This window comes from Streptomyces sp. NPDC088553, from assembly GCF_044752965.1.
Taxonomy (GTDB): Bacteria; Actinomycetota; Actinomycetes; order Streptomycetales; family Streptomycetaceae; genus Streptomyces.
Genome location: NZ_JBIVMG010000010.1, coordinates 258,944 through 280,554, shown reverse-complemented (window position 1 = coordinate 280,554; position 21,611 = coordinate 258,944). Strand labels below are relative to the sequence as shown.

Annotated in this window: 16 protein-coding genes; 11 read left to right on the top strand and 5 right to left on the bottom strand. The window is 71.0% G+C overall.

Translation table 11 applies throughout. From position 1 onward, the window contains the following. Positions 1 to 32: 32 nt before the first annotated feature. Positions 33 to 644, bottom strand: coding sequence for a TetR/AcrR family transcriptional regulator C-terminal domain-containing protein (locus ACIP8Z_RS30985; protein WP_073917457.1), 612 nt, complete (start codon positions 642 to 644; stop codon positions 33 to 35). Positions 645 to 743: 99 nt separating this feature from the next. On the opposite strand from ACIP8Z_RS30985, the gene ACIP8Z_RS30980 reads away from it, so the two are divergent. Both ACIP8Z_RS30980 and ACIP8Z_RS30975 read left to right on the top strand, forming a co-directional pair. Further along, a complete protein-coding gene (locus tag ACIP8Z_RS30980; RefSeq protein WP_402089395.1) occupies positions 744 to 2,348 on the top strand; it encodes an APC family permease in 1,605 nt (534 codons plus the stop codon). Beyond that, a complete protein-coding gene (locus tag ACIP8Z_RS30975) occupies positions 2,255 to 3,826 on the top strand; it encodes an amidohydrolase (protein ID WP_402089393.1) in 1,572 nt (523 codons plus the stop codon). Before ACIP8Z_RS30980 ends, ACIP8Z_RS30975 begins: the two co-directional genes overlap by 94 nt. Here the strand turns inward: ACIP8Z_RS30975 and ACIP8Z_RS30970 are convergent. Both ACIP8Z_RS30970 and ACIP8Z_RS30965 read right to left on the bottom strand, forming a co-directional pair. Beyond that, positions 3,810 to 4,781, bottom strand: coding sequence for a phosphatase PAP2 family protein (locus tag ACIP8Z_RS30970; RefSeq protein WP_402089391.1), 972 nt, complete (start codon positions 4,779 to 4,781; stop codon positions 3,810 to 3,812). The genes ACIP8Z_RS30975 and ACIP8Z_RS30970 overlap by 17 nt on opposite strands. Positions 4,782 to 4,856: 75 nt before the next feature. Then, complete coding sequence (locus tag ACIP8Z_RS30965) at positions 4,857 to 5,891, bottom strand: LacI family DNA-binding transcriptional regulator (RefSeq protein WP_402089389.1); 1,035 nt, start codon at positions 5,889 to 5,891, stop codon at positions 4,857 to 4,859. A 359-nt stretch (positions 5,892 to 6,250) separates the two neighbouring features. Here ACIP8Z_RS30965 and ACIP8Z_RS30960 point away from each other — a divergent pair, with 359 nt between their 5' ends. From ACIP8Z_RS30960 to pulA, 7 genes are all read left to right on the top strand, one after another. Then, positions 6,251 to 7,525, top strand: a complete 1,275-nt coding sequence (locus ACIP8Z_RS30960) for an extracellular solute-binding protein (RefSeq protein ID WP_402089387.1) — start codon at positions 6,251 to 6,253, stop codon at positions 7,523 to 7,525. 19 nt (positions 7,526 to 7,544) lie between these two features. Next, complete coding sequence (locus ACIP8Z_RS30955; protein WP_402089385.1) at positions 7,545 to 8,558, top strand: carbohydrate ABC transporter permease; 1,014 nt, start codon at positions 7,545 to 7,547, stop codon at positions 8,556 to 8,558. Continuing rightward, positions 8,555 to 9,406 carry a sugar ABC transporter permease gene (locus tag ACIP8Z_RS30950; RefSeq protein WP_402089383.1) on the top strand — a complete coding sequence of 284 codons (852 nt, stop codon included), beginning with the start codon at positions 8,555 to 8,557 and terminating at the stop codon, positions 9,404 to 9,406. Before ACIP8Z_RS30955 ends, ACIP8Z_RS30950 begins: the two co-directional genes overlap by 4 nt. A gap of 50 nt (positions 9,407 to 9,456) precedes the next feature. Beyond that, positions 9,457 to 11,124, top strand: a complete 1,668-nt coding sequence (locus ACIP8Z_RS30945) for an alpha-amylase family glycosyl hydrolase (protein ID WP_402089381.1) — start codon at positions 9,457 to 9,459, stop codon at positions 11,122 to 11,124. Further along, positions 11,112 to 12,200: a LacI family DNA-binding transcriptional regulator gene (locus ACIP8Z_RS30940; protein WP_319308887.1), complete on the top strand. Its 1,089-nt coding sequence runs from the start codon at positions 11,112 to 11,114 to the stop codon at positions 12,198 to 12,200. Before ACIP8Z_RS30945 ends, ACIP8Z_RS30940 begins: the two co-directional genes overlap by 13 nt. A 122-nt stretch (positions 12,201 to 12,322) precedes the next feature. After that, the gene (locus tag ACIP8Z_RS30935) at positions 12,323 to 14,026 is read left to right on the top strand and encodes a carbohydrate-binding module family 20 domain-containing protein (RefSeq protein ID WP_402089379.1); all 1,704 of its coding nucleotides are present in this window, start codon (positions 12,323 to 12,325) and stop codon (positions 14,024 to 14,026) included. Positions 14,027 to 14,113: 87 nt separating this feature from the next. After that, on the top strand, positions 14,114 to 19,414 hold the full coding sequence (gene pulA, locus ACIP8Z_RS30930; RefSeq protein ID WP_402089377.1) for a pullulanase-type alpha-1,6-glucosidase: 5,301 nt from the start codon (positions 14,114 to 14,116) through the stop codon (positions 19,412 to 19,414). Here pulA and ACIP8Z_RS30925 read toward each other — a convergent pair. Continuing rightward, positions 19,401 to 19,919 carry a GNAT family N-acetyltransferase gene (locus ACIP8Z_RS30925; protein WP_402089375.1) on the bottom strand — a complete coding sequence of 173 codons (519 nt, stop codon included), beginning with the start codon at positions 19,917 to 19,919 and terminating at the stop codon, positions 19,401 to 19,403. The two genes, pulA and ACIP8Z_RS30925, sit on opposite strands and share 14 nt — an antisense overlap. A 63-nt stretch (positions 19,920 to 19,982) precedes the next feature. Here ACIP8Z_RS30925 and ACIP8Z_RS30920 point away from each other — a divergent pair, with 63 nt between their 5' ends. After that, a complete protein-coding gene (locus ACIP8Z_RS30920) occupies positions 19,983 to 20,315 on the top strand; it encodes a 5-carboxymethyl-2-hydroxymuconate Delta-isomerase (protein WP_402089373.1) in 333 nt (110 codons plus the stop codon). On the opposite strand, the gene ACIP8Z_RS30915 is transcribed toward ACIP8Z_RS30920, so the two are convergent. Then, entirely contained in the window at positions 20,300 to 21,034 is a 735-nt protein-coding gene (locus ACIP8Z_RS30915; protein ID WP_402089371.1) for a TetR/AcrR family transcriptional regulator, read from the bottom strand. The two genes, ACIP8Z_RS30920 and ACIP8Z_RS30915, sit on opposite strands and share 16 nt — an antisense overlap. A 37-nt stretch (positions 21,035 to 21,071) precedes the next feature. Here ACIP8Z_RS30915 and ACIP8Z_RS30910 point away from each other — a divergent pair, with 37 nt between their 5' ends. Then, positions 21,072 to 21,605: a hypothetical protein gene (locus ACIP8Z_RS30910; RefSeq protein WP_402089369.1), complete on the top strand. Its 534-nt coding sequence runs from the start codon at positions 21,072 to 21,074 to the stop codon at positions 21,603 to 21,605. Positions 21,606 to 21,611: the final 6 nt, after the last annotated feature.

Sequence of the window (21,611 nt, the reverse complement as noted above, 5' to 3'; positions counted from 1 at the left end):
GGGGCGGTGGTGCGGGCGGGTCATGGCCGCGCCTACGCCCCGTCCGGCATGCCCCGGATGTGGGTCAGATAGCCGGCCAGGGCCAGTTCGAAGGCGGTGTCCGTGCGACCGCCCTCGGGGAAGGCGGCGAGCGCCCGCGCGAGGCGCGGGGTCGCCGTGTCGTCGGCCAGCTCCCACATCGCCTCCGGGGCCGCCATGTCGAGGGCCGAGCCCAGGACCAGGTTCTCCAGGGCGATGATCACCGGCATCACGTCCGGGAGGGCGAAGCCCGCGTCGAGGAGGAGGGCCACCGCCTTCTCGTACTGCTCCAGGACCCGCGGGGCGCGCACCGGTGAGGTGGTGAGCAGCGGGATCGCCTTCGGGTGGGCGGCGAAGGCGGCCCGGTAGGACCGCGCCCAGGCGGCGACGGCCGCGTCCCACGGCCGTCCGTCGAGGGTGCCGCCGTCGATGGCGGCGCAGATCCGCTCCCGCAGCAGCTCCACGATGCCGTCCCGGCCGTCCACATGGTGGTACACCGAGGCCGTCTGCACGCCGAGTCGCCTGGCGATCTGGGGGACGCTGAAGTCGCCCTGTTCGTCGACGAGTTCCAGTGCCGTGGTGGTGATGCGCACCCGGTCGAGCAGGGGCTTGTGCGGCCGGCCCATGGACGTTCTCCCGCTGTTCAGGTCTTCCCGAATCGTTGGACACGAGGCTACATTGCGCCAACCGAAAGCCTTTAGGTTTACGAGAAGGGCTTCTCCCGCATGTCCTCCAGCACGTCCGACAAGCCGCCCGGCCTGCGCACCGGCACCCTCGGCACCGCCGACATCTCCTTCTTCGTCGTCTCCGCCGCCGCCCCGCTCACCGTGATGGCAGGCGTCGCCCCCCTCGCCCTCGTCCTCGGCGGCATCGGAGCCCCGGCCGGCTACCTCCTCGCCGGCATCACCCTGGCGGTCTTCGCCGTCGGCTTCACCACCATGAGCCGCCATATCCGCAGCGGCGGCGCCTTCTACGCGTACATCGCCCAGGGCCTCGGCAAGCCGCTCGGCATCGCCGCCGCCCTCGTCGCCATGGTCGGCTACAACGGCATGGAGATCGGCGTCTACGGACTCCTCGGCTCCGCCACCGCCGACACCGCCGGCGCCCTGGGGGGCACCGACCCGCCCTGGCTCCCGATCGCCCTCGCCGGCCTGCTGGTCATCTGGTACGGCGGCTACCGGTCCATCGACTTCGGCGCCAAGGTCCTCGGCGTCCTGCTCGTCGCCGAGACCGGCATACTCGTCCTCCTCGCCGGCGGCGTCCTCCTCAAGGGCGGCGCGAACGGGCTCTCCCTCGCCTCCTTCGCCCCCGGCAACGTCCTCGTCCCCGGCACCGCGGCCGTCCTGGCCTTCGCCTTCTCGGCCTTCACCGGCTTCGAGTCCACCGTCATCTACCGCCGCGAGGCCCGCGACCCGGCCCGCACCATCCCCCGCGCCACCTACATCGCGGTCGGCTTCCTCGGCCTGTTCTACGCCTTCGTCGTCTGGACCGTGATCCAGGCCTTCGGCGACGACCAGGTCGTCGCGGCCGCCGCCGGCGACACCGGTGGACTCTTCTTCGCCGTCATCACCACCTACGTCGGCCCCTGGGCCGCCGACCTGATGCACGTGTTCATCGTGACCAGCATCATCGCCTCGCTCCTCGCCTTCCACAACGCGATCAACCGCTACGCCCTCGCCCTCGCCGAGGAGGGCGTCCTGCCCGCCGCCCTCGGCCGGATCCACCCCCGCCACCGCTCCCCGTACGTCGCCGGCCTCGCCCAGAGCCTGCTCGGCGCGGGCGTCGTCCTCGGCTTCGCGGCCGCCGGCGCCGACCCGTACACCCAGCTGCTGCTCTGGGTGAACACCCCCGGGATGCTCGGGCTCATGGCGCTGATGCTGCTCGCCGCCCTCGCCGTCGTCCGCTACTTCCGGCGCGTCCCGCACCGGGAGGGCGCCCTGCGCACCCTCGTCGCCCCCGCCACCGCGGCCGTCCTGCTCGCCGTGGCGATCTGGCTGGTCGCCTCCAAGGTCGCGCTGTTCACCGGCGCCTCCCCGACGGTCAACACGGTCCTCGTCGCCGTCGTCCCCGCCGTCCTCGTCCTCGGGCTCCTCCTCGCGTACCGGCTGCGCCGCACGCGCCCCGAGGTCTACGCCCACTTCGCCGAAGAACCGCCCACCGACCCGCACGCCGAGCCGCCCGGCACCGCGAACCCCCACCCGAACACCGACCCGCACGCCGAAGGAGCCGACCCCTCGTGTCCGCAGCCCCCGACCTCCTCCTCGTCGACGCCCGCGTCCGTACCCCCGAACCGAGCGGCCACACCACTGTCGCCGTCCGCGACGGACTGATCACCGCCCTCGGCGACGCCACCGACGCCCGCGCCTGGCGCGGCCCCCGCACCGAGGTCGTCGACCTGGCCGGCGCCACCCTCACCCCCGGCCTCACCGACGCCCACAGCCACCCCGTCTGGGGCCTGGAGATGTTCACCGGCACCGACCTGTCCGGCGTCACCGACCTCGAAGGACTACGGGCCGCCCTCCGGGACGCCGAGCGCCGCGACGGCTGGATCATCGGCTTCGGCCTCGACCACAACGTCTTCGGCGGCCGACCCGTCCACCGCGACCTGATCGAGGACGTCCTCGGCGGCGCCCCCGCGTACCTCCGCCTCTACGACGGACACTCCGTCCTGGCCGGCGCGGCCGCCCTCAAGGCCGCCGGCATCGACGGGCCCCGCGCCTTCGCCCAGCTCTCCGAGATCGTCTGCGACGCCGACGGACACCCCACCGGGCATCTGGTCGAGCACGCCGCCATGGACCTGATGACCCCGGTCCTGCCCACCCAGCCGTACGCCGAGCGCCGCGACCGGCTCGTCGGGCTGCTCACCGGCATGGCCGCCACCGGACTCACCTCCGCCCACGTCATGGACCTCGGCGGACCCGACGTACCCGGCCTCCTGACCGTCCTGGAGGAGGACGGCGAGCTGCCGCTGCGCCTCCGGCTCGCACCCTGGTGCATGCCGGGCGTCGACGAGGAGGAGCTGGACGCGTTCGTACGGCTCCAGGGGCGGGCCGGGCGCATGTGGGCGATCGGCGGCGTGAAGTTCTTCATGGACGGCACCGTCGAGGGCGGCACCGCCTGGCTGGAACACGCCGACTGCCACGGCCGGGGCACCGACGCCTTCTGGCCGGATCCGGCCGCGTACTCCGCCGCCGTGCGCCATCTCCACCGCGCGGGCGTCGGCACCGCCACCCACGCCATCGGCGACGCCGCCGTACGGCACGTCCTCGACACCGTGGAAACCCTGGGCACGGGCGGTCCCCGCCATCGCGTCGAGCACATCGAGACGGTCCCCGACGACCAGCTGGGGCGGTTCGCCGCGCTCGGTGTCGTCGCCTCGATGCAGCCCCCGCACACCGCGTACACCCGCGCCGACCACACCGACGAATGGTCCAGGCGGCTCGGCGAGGAGCGCGCGGCCCGTGCCTGGCGCTGCCGTGACCTGCGGGAGGCCGGCGCGTACCTCGCGCTGGGCTCGGACTGGCCCATCGCCCACTACGACGCCCGGCAGGTCCTCGCCACCGCGCGGGCCCCGCGCGGCGCGGCCTCGGCCCGGCACGGGCTGACGGGTCTGATGGCCCTGGAGGGGATGACCACGCACGCGGCGGTCGCGGCGGGGGAGGAGCGGATCGCGGGCCGGATCGCCCCGGGCCACCGGGCCGATCTCACCGCCTTCGCGGTGGACCCGGTGGAGGCCCCGGCGGACGAGACGGAGAACGCCCCGATCCGCCTCACCGTCGCCGGTGGCCGGATCACCTACCGGAGCTGACCGAGCGCTCCGTATCGGCCTTCTCGGCCACATCCGTCCCGGCGGCCACCTCGGTCGACGCGACGGCGTCGGCCTTCTCGTCCTCGCGGTCCGCCTCCGCCTTCGGAGGCGGACCGCTCCGCGTCACCGCGCCGGGCATCGGCTCGATCAGCTTGGGCAGGCGGTGCGGGCGGGAGCCGTACCAGAAGTAGGAGACGGCGAAGCCGAAGGCGAGGCAGATCATGCCGCCGACCGCGTCCAGCCAGAAGTGGTTGGCGGTGGCGACGATGACCACGAGGGTCGCCACCGGGTAGAGCAGGCCCAGGATCCTCGCCCAGGGCGCCTTGGCCAGGAGGAAGATCGTCAGGCCGCACCAGAGGGACCAGCCGATGTGCATCGACGGCATCGCCGCGTACTGGTTCGACACGTGCTTGAGGTTGCCCGAGGCCATCGAGCCCCAGGTGTGGTGGACGAGGACCGTGTCGACGAAGTTCTGGCTGGTCATGAGCCGCGGGGGCGCGAGCGGGTACAGGTAGTAACCGACCAGTGCCACACCGGTGGTGGCGAACAGCACGGTGCGGAACGCCCCGTAACGGCCCGGGTGCCATCGGTACAGCCACACGAGCACACCAATGGTCACGATGAAGTGCAGCGTCGCGTAGTAGTAGTTCATCGACACGATCAGCCATGTCACCGAGTTCACGGCATGGTTGACGGCGTGCTCGAAGGCGAGGCCGAGGGACTGCTCGGTCTCCCAGATCCAGTCGGCGTTCTTGAAGGCCTGGGCCTTCTGCTCCGGCACCGCGTTGCGGATGAGCGAGTACGTCCAGTAGCTCACCGCGATCAGCGCGATCTCGAACCAGATCGTGGGGCGCCGCGGCGCGCGCGCACGGAGGCGCGCGAACCTGCCGTCGGCCACGGTGGGTGACGACGGGGTCGTCCGGTTGTCCAAACTCTTCACGGTCGTTTCACCCATAGGGAGAGAGTCTGCCAGATCCCTTCCCCCCGACCGATCATCCCTCCGACGGGTTCGGTGCGCACCCGGTCCACCTCAGGAAGGAGTGCGCGCGGATGACGGCGCCGAGGCCGTCGACCCGCGAACCACCAGCTCAGGCATGAAGACGAACTCGGAGTGCGGGGCCGGAGTGCCCCCGACCTCCTCGAGCAGCGCGCGGACCGCGGCCTGCCCCATCGCCTGCACGGGCTGCCGAATGGTGGTCAGCGGCGGATCGGTGAACGCTATGAGGGGAGAGTCGTCGAAGCCGACGACGGAGACGTCCCTGGGGACGTCGAGCCCCTGCTGCCGTGCGGCCCGGATCGCGCCGAGCGCCATCATGTCGCTCGCGCAGACCACCGCCGTGCAGCCGCGGGAGATCAGCGCCCCGGCCGCGGCCTGGCCGCCCTCCAGGGTGTAGAGGGAGTGCTGGATCAGCGCCTCGGACTCCTCGAAGCCGAGGCCGAGCCGCTCCTCCATGCCCTGCTGGAAGCCCTCTATCTTGCGGAGCACCGGCACGAACCGCTTCGGTCCGACGGCGAGCCCGATCCTGGTGTGCCCGAGCGCGGCCAGGTGCGTCACCGCGAGCCGCATCGCGGCCCGGTCGTCGGGGGAGACGAAGGGCGCCTGCACCTTGGGGGAGAAGCCGTTGAGGAGGACGTACGGGACGCCCTTGCCGCGCAGCTGGTCGTAGCGCGTCATGTCGGCGGTGGTGTCGGCGTGCAGTCCGGAGACGAAGATGATGCCGGCGACGCCCCGCTCGACCAGCATGTCGGTGAGCTCGTCCTCGGTGGACCCGCCGGGGGTCTGGGTGGCGAGCACCGGGGTGTATCCCTGCCGGGTCAGGGCCTGTCCGATGACCTGCGCGAGCGCGGGGAAGATCGGGTTGTCCAGTTCGGGGGTGATGAGGCCGACGAGGCCCGCGCTGCGCTGGCGCAGTCGTACGGGCCGCTCGTAGCCGAGCACGTCGAGCGCGGCAAGGACGGACTCGCGGGTGGCCCCGGCCACACCGGGCTTGCCGTTGAGCACGCGGCTGACTGTGGCCTCACTGACCCCCGCCTGGGCTGCGATGTCGGAGAGCCGCGCGGTCATGAGGATGGACTGTACCGGTCACGGGGCGTATTGCCCACCGCACGGGTGAGGTGCGCGTGATGCAAGCCACTCCGCAAGCTCTTGCAGGTTTTGCGGGGCGTGCGTGGTGCGCTCGGGGCGTGCGCGCGGGGTCGTACGGCGCACGAGGGGCGTGTGTCAGCTGCTGTCAAGCGATTCAACGGCAACCTTCGGGACACGTGGATGTAACGATCCCCGGCCCTTGCAGAAAGTTCTCGCAAGGTCTTTCGGCTCGTTTTCATCCCTGTTACGTTCCTGGCAACCCGGAGCGCCGCGAGGGAGCGGTCGCATGAGGAAGGTTCCAGCCCCTCGTCCCCCCGGGATCAGTTGAAGGAGTTCACATGCGGCGTGGCATTGCGGCCACCGCGCTGGTCGCGGCCCTGGGCGTGACCCTGGCGGCGTGCGGGAGTGACAGCGGTTCCGACGGCGGCTCGAAGAGCTCGGGCGAGCTCTCCGGAACCGTGACCTGGTGGGACACCTCGACCGTCGGTTCCGAGGACAAGGTCTTCAAGAAGATCGCCGAGGGCTTCACGAAGAAGCACCCGAAGGTCACCGTCAAGTACGTGAACGTGCCGTTCGGTGAGGCGCAGAACAAGTTCAAGAACGCCGCGCAGTCCGGCTCCGGTGCCCCCGACGTCATCCGCTCCGAGGTCGCCTGGACCCCGGACTTCGCCAGCCTCGGCTACCTCCAGCCGCTGGACAAGACGCCGGCCCTGAAGGACGAGGGCGACTTCCTCCCGCAGGCCGCGGCCTCCACGAAGTTCGACGGCAAGACCTACGCCGTGCCGCAGGTCATCGACTCCATGGGCATCTTCTACAACAAGAAGATCTTCAAGGAGGCCGGCGTCGAGGCCCCCAAGACCATCGCCGAGCTCAAGTCGGTCTCCGCCAAGATCAAGGAGAAGACCGGCAAGACCGGTCTCTACCTGCGCGGCGACGACCCGTACTGGTTCCTCTCCTTCCTGTACGGCGAGGGCGGCGACATGGTCGACGCCGCCGGCAAGACCATCACGATCGACGACGCCAAGGGCGTCAAGGCGCTCGCCACCGTGAAGGACCTGGTCGACTCGAAGGCGGCGATCACCGACGCCACCAACGGCTGGGAGAACATGCAGGCCGCCTTCAAGGACGGCAAGGTCGCGATGATGATCAACGGCCCGTGGGCCGTCACCGACACCTACGCGGGCAAGGAGTTCGCCGACAAGGCGAACCTGGGCATCGCCCCGGTGCCGGCCGGCTCGGCCGGTCAGGGCGCCCCGCAGGGCGGCCACAACCTCGCGATCTACGCGGGCTCCAAGAACCTGGACGCCTCCTACGCCTTCACCGAGTACATGACCTCGGTCGAGACGCAGACGCAGATCGCCAAGGAGCTCAGCCTGCTCCCGACCCGTCAGTCCGTCTACATCAAGCCGGACGTCGCCACCAACGAGATGATCGGCTTCTTCAAGCCGGTCGTCGAGAAGGCCGTCGAGCGCCCCTGGATCCCCGAGGGCGGCAGCCTGTTCGACCCGATCAAGGTGGAGTACGCGAAGGTCCTCACCGGCCAGACCACCCCTGAGCAGGGCGCCAAGGCCATCGGTGACTCCTACCGCAAGCTCCTGAAGGACTGGAAGTAGAAGGAAGGCAGGCCGGCTGATGGCTGTTGACACCAGCAGCCAGTCGGTGGCGAAGGCCGCGGGCGACCATGTCGCCCGCGGCCGGAGCCGCGGTACTGGCACCTCCCGGGGCCCGCTGAGGCGCTCCCTCTCCACCCACTGGTACGCCTGGGCGATGGTCGCCCCGGTGGTGATCGTGATCGGCGTGATCATCGGCTATCCGCTGGTCCGCGGCATCTACCTGTCGCTCACCGACGCCAACGAGCGCAACGTCGCACGCTCCATCGGCGTCAACGAGATCCCCGCGACCTACGAGTTCGTCGGCCTGGACAACTACGTCGACGCCCTCACCGGCGGCCAGTTCCTCGCCACCCTCGGCTGGACCCTGCTGTGGACGGTGGCCTGTGTCTCCGTCACCTTCGGCCTCGGCCTCGCGCTCGCCAACATCCTCAACCGCAGGATCGCCGGCCGCTCCTTCTACCGGATGCTGCTGATCCTGCCCTGGGCCGTGCCCGGCTTCGTGTCGGTCTTCGCCTGGCGCTTCCTCTACGACGAGCGCCGCGGCCTGCTCAACCAGATCCTCGGGGGCGTCGGCGTCGACGCCCTGCCCTGGCTCAACGACCCCACCTGGGCCAAGTTCTCCGTCATCACGGTCAACGTGTGGCTCGGCATCCCGTTCATGATGGTCGCCCTGCTCGGCGGACTGCAGTCCATCCCCGGTGAGCTCTACGAGGCCGCCGAGATGGACGGCGCCGGCGCCTGGCAGCGCTTCCGGCACATCACGATGCCCGGTCTGCGCTCGGTGTCCACCACCGTCATCCTGCTGAGCACCATCTGGACCTTCAACATGTTCCCGGTGATCTTCCTGCTCACCCGGGGAGGACCGGGCGAGGCCACCCAGATCCTGGTCACCCAGGCGTACAAGTTCTCCTTCGAGATCAGCCCGCGGGACTTCGCCCAGTCGTCGACCTGGGGCGTCCTGATCCTGGTCCTTCTGATGATCTTCGCCGCGGTCTACCGGCGAGTCCTCCGCAAGCAGGGAGAAGTCTGGTGACCACCGCCACCAACGCCCCGATCCGCGGCCGCCGTTCGCCGCTCGCCTCGGTCGGGCTGCACGCCACCCTGATCGTGGCCTCCGTGATCGCCGTCTTCCCGGTGCTGTGGGTCCTGCTGACCTCGCTCAAGCCCGCCAAGTACGCGACCACCACGGACTTCGTCAAGGAGACGACGTTCGAGAACTACACGAACCTGCTGAAGGACACCCCGTTCCTCACCTGGTTCGGCAACTCGCTGCTCGTCGCCGGCCTCACCACCCTCCTCGGCGTCTTCATCGCCTCCACCACCGGCTACGCCGTCAGCCGCTTCCGCTTCCCCGGCAAGCGCGGCCTGATGTGGACGCTGCTCATCACCCAGATGTTCCCGGTCGCCGTCCTGATCGTGCCGATCTACAACATCATGGCGTCGATGGGCCTGCTCAACCAGCCGGTCGGCCTGGTCATCACGTACCTGACCATCGCCGTCCCGTTCTGTGCGTGGATGATGAAGGGCTTCTTCGACACCATCCCGCGCGAGATCGACGAGTCCGGCTACGTCGACGGCCTCACCCCGTTCGGCACGTTCTGGCGGCTCATCCTGCCGCTCGCCAAGCCGGGCATCGCGGTCACGGCCTTCTACTCCTTCATCACCGCCTGGGGCGAGGTCGCCTACGCCTCCGCCTTCATGGTCGGCGACGAGAACCTCACGCTCGCCGGCGGACTGCAGAAGTTCGTCAACCAGTACGGCGCCCAGTGGGGGCCGATGTCCGCGGCCTCCGTCCTGATCGCCGTCCCGGCCGCGCTGGTGTTCCTCTTCGTCCAGCGGCACCTGGTGACCGGCATGTCCGCCGGCGCCGTCAAGGGCTGACGGCCCTGAGCACCCCGCCCGAACGCACCTCCTTACCTCCCAGGGAAGACATGACCCAGCATCTCGCCACCCCGGCCGACGCCCCGACCACCGGCACGCACACGGGCTGGTGGAGAGACGCGGTGATCTACCAGGTCTACCCGCGCAGCTTCGCCGACGGCAACGGCGACGGCATGGGCGACCTGGAGGGAATCCGCAGCCGGCTGCCGTACCTCAAGGAACTGGGCGTCGACGCCGTCTGGCTCTCCCCGTTCTACGCCTCGCCGCAGGCCGACGCCGGCTACGACGTCGCCGACTACCGGGCCATCGACCCCATGTTCGGCTCGCTCCTCGACGCCGACGCCGTGATCCGCGACGCCCACGCCCTGGGCCTGCGCATCATCGTCGACCTGGTCCCCAACCACTCCTCCGACCAGCACGAGTGGTTCCAGCGCGCGCTGCGCGAGGGCCCCGGGTCGGTCCTGCGGGAGCGCTACCACTTCCGCCCCGGCAAGGGCGAGAACGGCGAACTGCCGCCCAACGACTGGGAGTCCATCTTCGGCGGCCCCGCCTGGACCCGCACGGAGAACCCGGACGGCACTCCCGGCGACTGGTACCTCCACCTCTTCGCCCCGGAGCAGCCCGACTTCAACTGGGAACACCCCGCCGTCCGCGACGAGTTCCGCTCGATCCTGCGCTTCTGGCTCGACATGGGCGTCGACGGCTTCCGCGTCGACGTCGCCCACGGCCTCGTCAAGGCCGAGGGCCTGCCCGACCTCGGCGCCCACGACCAGCTGAAGCTGCTCGGCAACGACGTCATGCCCTTCTTCGACCAGGACGGCGTCCACGAGATCTACCGCTCCTGGCGGAACGTGCTCTCCGAGTACGACGGCGAGCGCGTCCTCGTCGCCGAGGCGTGGACCCCGACCGTCGAGCGCACCGCCCACTACGTGCGCCCCGACGAGATGCACCAGGCCTTCAACTTCCAGTACCTGGGCACCCACTGGGACGCCGCCGAGCTGCGCCGCGTCATCGACGACTCGCTGGAGGCGATGCGCCCGGTCGGCGCGCCCACCACCTGGGTGCTGTCCAACCACGACGTCACCCGGCACGCCACCCGCTTCGCCAACCCGGCGGGCCTCGGCACCCAGCTCCGCGAGCCGGGCGACCGCGAACTCGGCCTGCGCCGCGCCCGCGCCGCGACCCTGCTGATGCTGGCGCTGCCCGGCTCGGCGTACGTCTACCAGGGCGAGGAGCTCGGCCTGCCCGACGTCACCGACCTGCCCGACGAGGTCCGCCAGGACCCGTCGTTCTGGCGGGCGTCGGGCCAGGACGGCTTCCGCGACGGCTGCCGGGTCCCGATCCCGTGGACCGTCGAGGGCGGCTCGTACGGCTTCGGTGCCGGCGGCTCCTGGCTGCCGCAGCCCACCACCTGGGGCGGCCTGAGCGTCGAGGCGCAGACCGGCGACCCCGGCTCCACCCTGGAGCTGTACCGCAGCGCCCTCGCCGTGCGGCGGGCGCAGCCCGGACTCGGTGCGGGCGAGGCCGTCGAGTGGCTGGAGGCACCCGAGGGTGTGCTCTCCTTCCGCCGCGAGGGCTTCGCCTGCATCGCCAACACCACCGGCCGGGCCATCTCCGTCCCGCTGCCCGGCCGGTTCCTTCTCTCCAACGAGGAGATCTCGATCGTCGACGACGAAGCGGTCCTGCCCGCCGACTCGACCGCCTGGTGGGCGGTGTGACGATCCCCCTGCCGCGGGGCGCCGGGAACGGCGCCCCGCGGCTCGCGGACATCGCGGCCCAGTCCGGGGTCAGCGAGGCCACCGTCAGCCGCGTGCTCAACGGCAAGGCGGGGGTGGCCGGCGCGACCCGGCACAAGGTGCTCGCGGCGCTCGACGTGCTCGGCTACGAGCGTCCCGTACGGCTGAAACGGCGCAGCGCGGGCCTCGTCGGGCTCGTCGTGCCCGAGCTGACCAACCCGATCTTCCCGGCGTTCGCGCAGGTCGTCGAGCAGGTCCTGGCCGGGCACGGCTACACCCCCGTGCTCTGCACCCAGATGCCCGGCGGCGCCACCGAGGACGAGCTCGTCGAGCAGCTCGTGGAGCGCGGGGTGGCCGGCATCGTCTTCCTCTCCGGGCTCCACGCGGACGCCTCCGCCGACCCGGCCCGCTACGCCCGGCTGACCGCCCGGGGCGTGCCGTACGTCCTCATCAACGGCTACAACGAGCACATCGACGCCAACTTCGTCTCCCCCGACGACCGGGCCGCCGCCCGGATGGCCGTGCGGCACCTGGTCGAGCTGGGGCACGAGCGCATCGGCCTCGCCATCGGCCCCACCCGCTACGTTCCCTCGCGCCGCAAGGCCGAGGGCTTCACCGCCGAGCTGTACGAGCTCCTCGGCGTCGAACGCGCCGACGCGGAACGGTTCATCAGACCCACGCTCTTCGGTGTCGAGGGCGGACACGCGGCCGCCGACATCCTGCTCCGCGAGGGCTGCACCGGCATCGTCTGCGGCTCCGACCTGATGGCGCTCGGCGTGATCCGTGCCGTCCGCGCCCGGGGCCTCGACGTACCTGGGGACGTCTCCGTCGTCGGCTTCGACGACTCGCCGCTGATCGCCTTCACCAGCCCCCCGCTGTCCACCGTGCGCCAGCCCGTCCAGGCCATGGCGACGGCGGCCGTCGGGGCGCTCCTCGAGGAGATCGAGGGGAACCCGGTGCAGCGCACGGAGTTCGTCTTCCAGCCTGAGCTGGTGGTCCGCGGCTCCACGGCGCAGCCGCCCGCCGCCCGCGCCGCGCTGCCGCAAGTCCTTACGTAACAACTTGCGTTGCGGTGTCCGGAGGGTTGACCGGGCGTCGGGGCACTCGTACGGTCACGGCTGAAAACAGTTGCTGAAGTTTTCGGCAACTTCTTGCGACAGTGAAGTCAGCAGGAGGAATCATGGCCAGCAGAACCGTGGCCGCTGCACTCGCCCTCGTGGCGGGAGCTGCCGCTGTGGCCGTCACGGGAAACGCCCCGGCGCAAGCCGCCCCGCCCGGCGAGAAGGACGTCACCGCGGTGATGTTCGAATGGAACTTCGCCTCGGTGGCCCGGGAGTGCACCGCCCGCCTCGGCCCCGCCGGATACGGATACGTCCAGGTCTCCCCGCCCCAGGAACACCTCCAGGGCGGCCAGTGGTGGACCTCGTACCAGCCGGTCAGTTACAAGATCGCCGGACGTCTCGGCGACCGCACCGCCTTCAAGAACATGATCGACACCTGCCACGCGGCCGGCGTCAAGGTCGTCGCCGACTCCGTCATCAACCACATGGCGAACGGCTCCGGTACGGGAACGGGCGGGACCCCGTTCTCCAAGTACGACTACCCGGGCCTCTACTCCGGCGCCGACATGGACGACTGCCGTTCCTCGATCTCCAACTACCAGGACCGGGGCAACGTCCAGAACTGCGAACTGGTCCAGCTCCCCGACCTCGACACCGGCGAGGACCACGTCCGCGGGAAGATAGCCGGCTACCTCAACGACCTGCTCTCCCTCGGCGTCGACGGCTTCCGCGTCGACGCCGCCAAGCACATGCCGGCCGCCGACCTCGCCAACATCAAGTCGCGGCTCACCACGCCCGGCGTGTACTGGAAGCAGGAGGCCATCTTCGGTGCCGGCGAGGCCGTCTCCCCGAGCGAGTACCTCGGCAACGGAGACGTCCAGGAGTTCCGCTACGCCCGCGACCTCAAGCGCGTCCTGCAGAACGAGAAGCTCGCCTACCTCAAGAACTTCGGCGAGGCCTGGGGCTACATGCCCTCCGGCCAGTCCGGCGTCTTCGTCGACAACCACGACACCGAGCGCGGCGGCGACACCCTCTCCTACAAGGACGGCGCGAACTACACTCTCGCCTCCGTCTTCGCGCTCGCCTGGCCCTACGGTGCCCCGGACGTCCACTCCGGCTACGAGTGGACCGACAAGGACGCCGGGCCGCCCAACGGCGGCCAGGTCAACGCCTGTTACGTCGACGGCTGGAAGTGCCAGCACGCCTGGCGCGAGATCTCCTCCATGGTCGCCTTCCGCAACACCGCACGCGGCCAGGCCGTCACCGGCTGGTGGGACAACGGCAACAACGCGATCGCGTTCGGCCGCGGCACCAAGGCGTACGTGGCCATCAACCACGAGACCTCGGCGCTCACCCGCACCTTCCAGACCTCGCTGCCCGCCGGCACCTACTGCGACGTCCAGTCGAACACGCCCGTGACGGTGAACGGATCCGGACAGTTCACGGCCACCCTCGGCGCCAACACCGCCCTGGCCCTGCACGTGAACGCCACGAGCTGCGGAGGCGGCGGCTCCACCACGCCGCCCGCCACCTCGGGCGCCTCGTTCAACGCCACCGCCACCACCGTGTCCGGCCAGGACATCTACGTCACCGGCAACCGCGCCGAACTCGGCACCTGGTCCCCGGCCGCCGCCCTGAAGCTCGACCCGGCCACGTACCCCGTCTGGAAGCTCACCGTCGGCCTGCCCGCCGGAACGGCCTTCGAGTACAAGTACCTCCGCAAGGACGCCGCCGGAAACGTCACCTGGGAGTCCGGCGCCAACCGCACCGCGACCGTCCCCGCCTCGGGCCAGATCGTCCTGAACGACACCTTCCGCAGCTGACCTCCCCTCCCCTCCAGGACCGCCCCGCACCGGGGCGGTCCTCCCACCCGTACCCGTACACCCGTCCCTCCTCCAGGGAGCACCCCCGTGACACGCAAGAGAACGGCGGTCGCACTGGCCGCCGCCCTGTGCGCCGCCCTCGTGCCGGCCGTCCCCGCGGCCGCCGCGCCCAGGCCCCCCGCCCCGCCCTCCGACCGGGCGCTCGCGGCCGAGCCCGCCCGCCAGGACCTCACCCGCGAGCAGTTCTACTTCGTCCTGCCCGACCGCTTCGCCAACGGCGACACCTCCAACGACCGGGGCGGCCTCACCGGCAGCCGGACCCAGACCGGCTTCGACCCCACCGACAAGGGCTTCTACCAGGGCGGCGACCTCAAGGGCCTCACGGAGCGGCTCGACTACATCAAGGGCCTCGGCACCACCGCCATCTGGATGGCGCCGATCTTCAAGAACCGGCCCGTGCAGGGCGAGGGCAAGGACGCCTCCGCCGGCTACCACGGCTACTGGATCACCGACTTCACCCAGGTCGACCCGCACTTCGGGACGAACGAGGACCTGGAGAAGCTGATCGCGGCCGCCCACCGCAAGGGCATGAAGGTCTTCTTCGACGTCATCACCAACCACACCGCCGACACCGTCGACTACGCCGAGCAGAAGTACGGCTACCGCCCCAAGGGCGCCTACCCGTACCTGGACGCCTCAGGACGTCCCTTCGACGACCGCGAGGCCATCGGCAAGGTCGACCGGGACTCCTTCCCGTACACCCCCGTCACCTCCACCGAGAAGGCGGACACCAAGGTCCCGGCCTGGCTCAACGACCCCACGATGTACCACAACCGGGGCGACTCCACCTGGGCCGGCGAGTCCGCCGAGTACGGCGACTTCGTCGGCCTCGACGACCTGTGGACCGAGCGCCCCGAGGTCGTCGACGGCATGCGGAAGATCTACGAGAAGTGGGTCCGCGACTTCAAGATCGACGGCTTCCGCATCGACACCGTCAAGCACGTCGACCTCGACTTCTGGACCCAGTGGGCCACCGCCCTCGACGCCTACGCGAAGAAGCAGGGCCGCGAGGACTTCTTCATGTTCGGCGAGGTGTACTCGGCCGACACCACCGTCACCTCCCCGTACGTCACCCGGGGCCGGCTCGACGCCACCCTCGACTTCCCCTTCCAGGACGCCGCCCGCGCCTTCGCCTCCCAGGGCGCCGGAGCCGACCGCCTCGCCAAGGTCTTCGCCGAGGACTACCGGTACACCACCGACAAGGCCAACGCCTACGAGCAGGTGACCTTCCTCGGCAACCACGACATGGGCCGCATCGGCACCTTCCTCAAGCAGGACAACCCGAACGCCTCCGACACCGAACTCGTCCGCCGGGCCACCCTCGCCAACGAGCTGATGTTCCTCTCCCGCGGCAACCCGGTGATCTACTACGGCGACGAGCAGGGCTTCACCGGCCCCGGCGGCGACAAGGACGCCCGCCAGACCCTCTTCGCCTCCCGGACCGCCGACTACCTCGACGACGACCAGCTCGGCACCGACCGCACCCACGCCACCGACGCGTACGACCCCACGCACCCGGTGTACACGTCCGTCGCCGCGCTGTCGAAGCTGACCCGCGACAACCCGGCCCTCCGCGACGGCGTCCAGCAGGAACGGTACGCCGAGGGCTCCGTCTACGCCTTCTCCCGTACGGACGCGAAGACGCGCACCGAGTACCTCGTCGCCACCAACAGCGCCACCACCGCGAAGACGGTCACCGTCCCCGTCGACTCGGCGAACTTCCGCGCCCTGTACGGAAGCCAGGGCGCCGTCACCGCCGTGAACGGCAGGGTCACCGTCACCGTGCCCGCCCTCTCCTCCCTGGTGCTCAAGGCCGACAAGCCCCTCCCGGCCCCCGCCGTGAAGCCCTCCGTCAGCCTCAAGGCCCCCGCCGCCGGAGCCACCGGCACCGTCGAGCTCACCGCCGACGTCAGCGGCGGCGGCCTCAACCGCGTCGTCTTCGCCGCCCAGACCGGCAACGGCCGCTGGCAGACCCTCGGCACCGCCGACCACGCCCCCTACAAGGTCACCCAGCACGTCACCGCGCCCGCCGGCACCGCCCTGCGCTACAAGGCCGTCGTCGTCGACAGCACCGGCCGCACCGCGAGCGCCACCGCCGCGAGCACCGCCGGACAGGCCCCCGCGCCCCAGAAGCCGGTCGCCGTCGAGCGTGCCCACGCCGTCGTCCACTACCGGCGCGAGGACGGGAACTACGACGGCTGGACCCTGAAGGGCGCCGGCCAGGAAGCCGCCTTCACCGGCCGCGACGCCCACGGCGCCTTCGCCTGGGTCAAGGTCCCCGAAGGCGCGTCCACCATCGCGTACACCGTCGAGAAGAACGGCACCGCCGACGGCCCGCAGCGCAGCGTCGACCTCGGCCGCACCGGCGAGGTCTGGATCACCCAGGGTCAGGACGGGCAGTCCGACACCAACCCCGCCCCCACCACCCCGGACAAGACCAAGGCCGTCCTCCACTACCAGCGCCCCGACGGGAACTACGAGGGCTGGGGCCTCCACACCTGGACCGGCGCCGCCCAGCCCACCGACTGGTCCAAGCCCCTCATGCCGACCCGGACCGACGCCTACGGCGCCGTCTACGAGGTCCCGCTCACCGACGGCGCGAGTTCCCTCTCGTACATCCTCCACAAGGGCGACGAGAAGGACCTGCCCACCGACCAGTCCCTCGACCTGGCGACCCTCGGCCACGAGGTGTGGCTGCTCTCCGGACAGCCCAAGTACCTGCTCCCGACCGTCGGCGGCGCCCCGAACCTCGACCTCGGCAAGGCCGAGGCCCAGTGGATCGACAGGAACACCGTCGTCTGGAAGGTCAAGGCCACCGAGGCCACCAGCCAGCAGCTCGTGTACGCGAAGGACGGCGGGATCACCGTCACCGACGGTGCCCTGAACACCGAGGGCCAGTGGCTCCGGCTCAACCAGACCGCCCTCACCGACGCCCAGAAGGCGAAGTACCCGCACCTCAAGGACTACCCGGCCTTCACCGTCGATCCGCGCGACACCGACCGTGCCCGCGACTCCCTCCGCGGACAGTTGATCGCCACCCAGCGCGCCGCCAACGGCGCCCTGCTCGCCGCCACCGGTGTGCAGACCGCCGGAGCCCTCGACGACCTGTACGCGAGGAAGGCCACCGGCGCCGCCCTCGGCCCCGTCTTCCGCGGCGGCAAGGTCGGCCTCTCCGTATGGGCCCCCACCGCGCAGTCCGTGGCCCTCGAACTCGACGGCCGCACCGTGCCCATGCGGCGCGACGACACCTCCGGCGTCTGGTCCGTCACCGGCCCTCGCGGCTGGGCGGGCAAGCCGTACCGGTACGTGGTGAAGGTCTGGGCGCCCAGCGTCCAGAAGGTCGTGGTGAACAAGGTCACCGACCCCTACTCCACCGCCCTCACCACCGACTCCGCCCGCAGCCTCGCCGTCGACCTCGCCGACCCGAAGCTCGCACCGGCCGGCTGGAGCGGACTCAGGAAGCCGGCCGCCGTGCCGCTGCGCGACGCCCAGATCCAGGAACTCCACATCCGTGACTTCTCCGTCGCGGACCCCACGGCGAAGGCCGACCACCGGGGCACCTACCTCGCCTTCACGGACAAGGCGAGCAAGGGCTCGAAGCACCTGCGCGAGCTCGCCGCCTCCGGCACCTCCTACGTCCACCTCCTCCCGGCCTTCGACATCGGCACCATCCCCGAGAAGAAGTCCGACCGGACCGAGCCCGCCTGCGACCTGAAGGTCTACGCCCCCGACTCCGAGGAGCAGCAGGCCTGCGTGGCCGCCGCCGCGGCCGAGGACGCCTACAACTGGGGCTACGACCCCCTGCACTACACCGTCCCCGAGGGCTCTTACAGCACCGACCCCGAAGGCACCCGCCGCACGGTCGAGTTCCGGCAGATGGTCCAGGCCCTCAACGGCAACGGCCTGCGCACCGTCATGGACGTCGTCTACAACCACACCGTCGCCGCCGGACAGTCCGACAAGTCCGTCCTCGACCGGATCGTCCCCGGCTACTACCAGCGCCTCCAGGCCGACGGCACCGTCGCCACCTCCACCTGCTGCGCCAACACCGCACCCGAGAACGCGATGATGGGCAAGCTCGTCGTCGACTCCCTCGTCACCTGGGCCAAGGACTACAAGGTCGACGGCTTCCGCTTCGACCTCATGGGCCACCACCCCAAGGCCAACATCCTCGCCGTGCGCAAGGCCCTCGACGAGCTGACCGTCGCCAAGGACGGCGTCGACGGCAAGGCGATCATCCTCTACGGCGAGGGCTGGAACTTCGGCGAGATCGCCGACGACGCCCGCTTCGTCCAGGCCACCCAGAAGAACATGGCCGGCACCGGCATCGCCACCTTCTCCGACCGGGCCCGCGACGCCGTCCGCGGCGGCGGCCCCTTCGACGAGGACCCCGGCGTCCAGGGCTTCGCCTCGGGCCTCTTCACCGACCCCAACACGTCCACCGCCAACGGCACCCCGGAGCAGCAGAAGGCCCGCCTCCTCCACTACCAGGACCTCATCAAGGTCGGCCTGACCGGCAACCTCGCCGACTACTCCTTCACCGACACCTCCGGGCGTACGGTCACGGGCAGCCAGGTCGACTACAACGGCGCCCCCGCCGGATACGCCGCCGCCCCCGGCGAGGCCCTCGCCTACGCCGACGCCCACGACAACGAATCCCTGTACGACGCGCTCGCCTTCAAGCTCCCGGCGGGCACGCCGGCAGCGGACCGGGCCCGGATGCAGGTCCTCGCCATGGCCACCGCGACCCTCTCGCAGGGGCCGGCACTCTCCCAGGCGGGCTCGGACCTGCTGCGCTCCAAGTCCCTCGACCGCAACTCCTACGACAGCGGCGACTGGTTCAACGCGATCCACTGGGACTGCGGAGACGGCAACGGCTTCGGCCGCGGACTGCCCCCGGCGGCCGACAACAAGGCCAAGTGGGGCTACGGAAAGCCGCTGCTCGTGAATCCGGACCTGACGGTCGGCTGCGCGCAGATCGACGGCGCCTCCGCCGCCTACCGCGACCTCCAGAAGATCCGCACCACCGAGCCGGCCTTCTCCCTCGCGACCGCGGGCCAGGTGCAGGACACCCTGTCCTTCCCGCTCTCGGGCCGCGAGGAGACCCCCGGCGTGATCACGATGCGCCTGGGCGACCTGGTGGTCGTCTTCAACGCGGGCACGCGGAGCGCCACCCAGCAGGTCCCCGGCCTGGCCGGGACGTCGTACGCCCTGCACCCGGTGCAGGCGAACGGCTCCGACACGGTCGTGAAGACGTCGTCCTACGAGCCGGGTTCGGGCACTTTCACGGTCCCGGCGCGGACGGTGGCGGTCTTCACGAAGCGGTGATCACCCGCTCCATCAGGGTCACCCCGTAGCGCGTGCCGTCGGCGGCGAGCTTTCCCGGCTCCTCGCCGACGGCACGATATCCCGCGGCCTCGTAGTACGTACGGAGCCGCGGGTTGTTCGACAGGCAGTCCAGCCGGGCGACCGACCGCCCACCGGCCGCGACCCGGCCCTCCGCGTGCGCGAGCAGCGCCCGCCCGGTCCCGGCGGGGGCCGAGTCCCGGACCGTCATCAGCCGGTGGACGTACCCGGCGACCGGCGGCTGCGGACCCCAGGCCTGTTCGTCCTCCCACCACAGCTCGTACGCGCCGACGGCCAGGCCGCCGTGGGACGCCAGCCACACCTCACCGGCGGCGACCCGCGCGCGGAAGTGCTCGGCGCTCTTCCCGCCGGGCTTCCACTGGTCGATCCCGCTCCGCAGCATCCACCGGGCCGCGCCGTCGTACATTCCCACCAGCAGGTCCACATCACCGGCGTCCGCCTGCCGGAAGGTCACTTGTGCCGTCATGGCGATCACCGTAAAGGTGTGGCCAGACAACCGACAGCCGTATCCCTCTGGCCGGGAGTGCCCATGCCGCAGATCACCGTCGACCACTCCGCGCCCCTCGACCGGCGCGGCTTCGCGCTCGCCCTGCACCCGCTGGTCGTGGAGACGGTCGACACGACGCTCGACGCCTGCAAGACCCGGTTCCGCGAGGTCGACGAGGCGGTCGTCGGGGACGGCTCGGCCGAGGACGGCCTCGTCCACGTCGAGATCGCCCTGCTGCCGGGCCGCCCGGACGAGCTCAAGGGGCGCCTCGCGGAGGCGGTCCTCGCCCTCCTCCCCGAGTACCTCAAGGCGACCGACGGGGTCCGCCTCTCGGTCGAGATCCGCGACCTGGAAGCGTCCTACCGCAAGCGCTGATCGGGCACGGAGGGCGCCTCGGGTGAGGCCGTCGGCACCAGCGCGACGAGCCGGGCCACCAGCTCCCCGAAGGGGCCGTCGGCCGGCTCGTCCGCGAGGATGCCGACCAGGATCTCCGCCATGTCCGCGTCGTACGCGGCACTCACCGCGGCGAGCGCCCCGAAGTCGTGCACGAGCTGCAACTCCAGCTCGGCGCGCGGGACCCGGCGGCCGTCCAGCCAGATCAGCGCCGTCGACTCGGCGAGCGACACCCAGGACCGCACGACCAACTCCAGCCTGGCCGAGGGCTTCTCGACCTGGAGATGGGCGAGGATCTGCACGTACGCGGCGTGCCGCACCTCGTCGATCATCGCGTTCGTCGTGGAGGAACCCACCGCGGGCCCGCCCCGCATCAGCGCCGCGAACCCCGGCCCGTGGTCGTCGACGAAGTCGAAGAACCGGCCCATCACCCGCAACAGCCGCGCCCCCAGCGGTCCCTGCGGCGGCTCCACGAACCTGGCCGCCAACTCGTCGGCCGCGCGCCGGAGCGCCGCCTCGTAGAGGCTCTGCTTGCCGGGGAAGTAGTGGTAGACCAGCGGCCGCGAGATCCCCGCGGCCGCGGCGATCTCGTCGATGGAGACCTCGTCGGGAGAGCGGTGGCTGAAGAGTTCGAGGGCCACCCCGATCAGCTGCTGCTTGCGCTCCTCGACGCCCATCCTGCGGCGTACCCCGGTCGTCATACGAACAGCCTAACGTCGTCCGATACGCTCCTGCCCCATGAGCGCTTCCGACCAGGACACCCCGGCCGTCAAGGCCACCAAGGCGCCGGAGGCCCCCGAGGCCGAAGAGGCCGACGCCGTACGCGAGAAGACCTCCGCCGAGGGTCCGAAGGCGGCCGCGGCCGACGAGGCCGCCCGGGACGCGGCGGACGAACGCGACGAGGTCGACGCGGACGACGAGGTCGACGCGGACGAAGGTGACGAAGAGGGCGGCGAACGCGACGAGGACGGCGCGGACGACGACGCCACCGACGAGGACGGCGACGCCGCCGCTGACGGCCTCACGCCCAAGCAGGCGCGGCGCATCCGCGTCGCCGTCGCCTCCGTGCTGCTCGTCGCGATGGCCGTCGTCCTGGTGATCCGGCTCGCGAGCCGGACGTCCGTCCTGGTCGTCGGCGTGTACGGGCTCGCGATGATCCTCTGCGGGATCGTGATCGAACTCTCCCGCAACGGCCGTACGCGGCTCGGCACCTGGCTCCTGGTGGGAGGCCTCCTCGCCGCGCTGGCCCTCGACTGGCTCGTCCTGCCGTAACCCCTG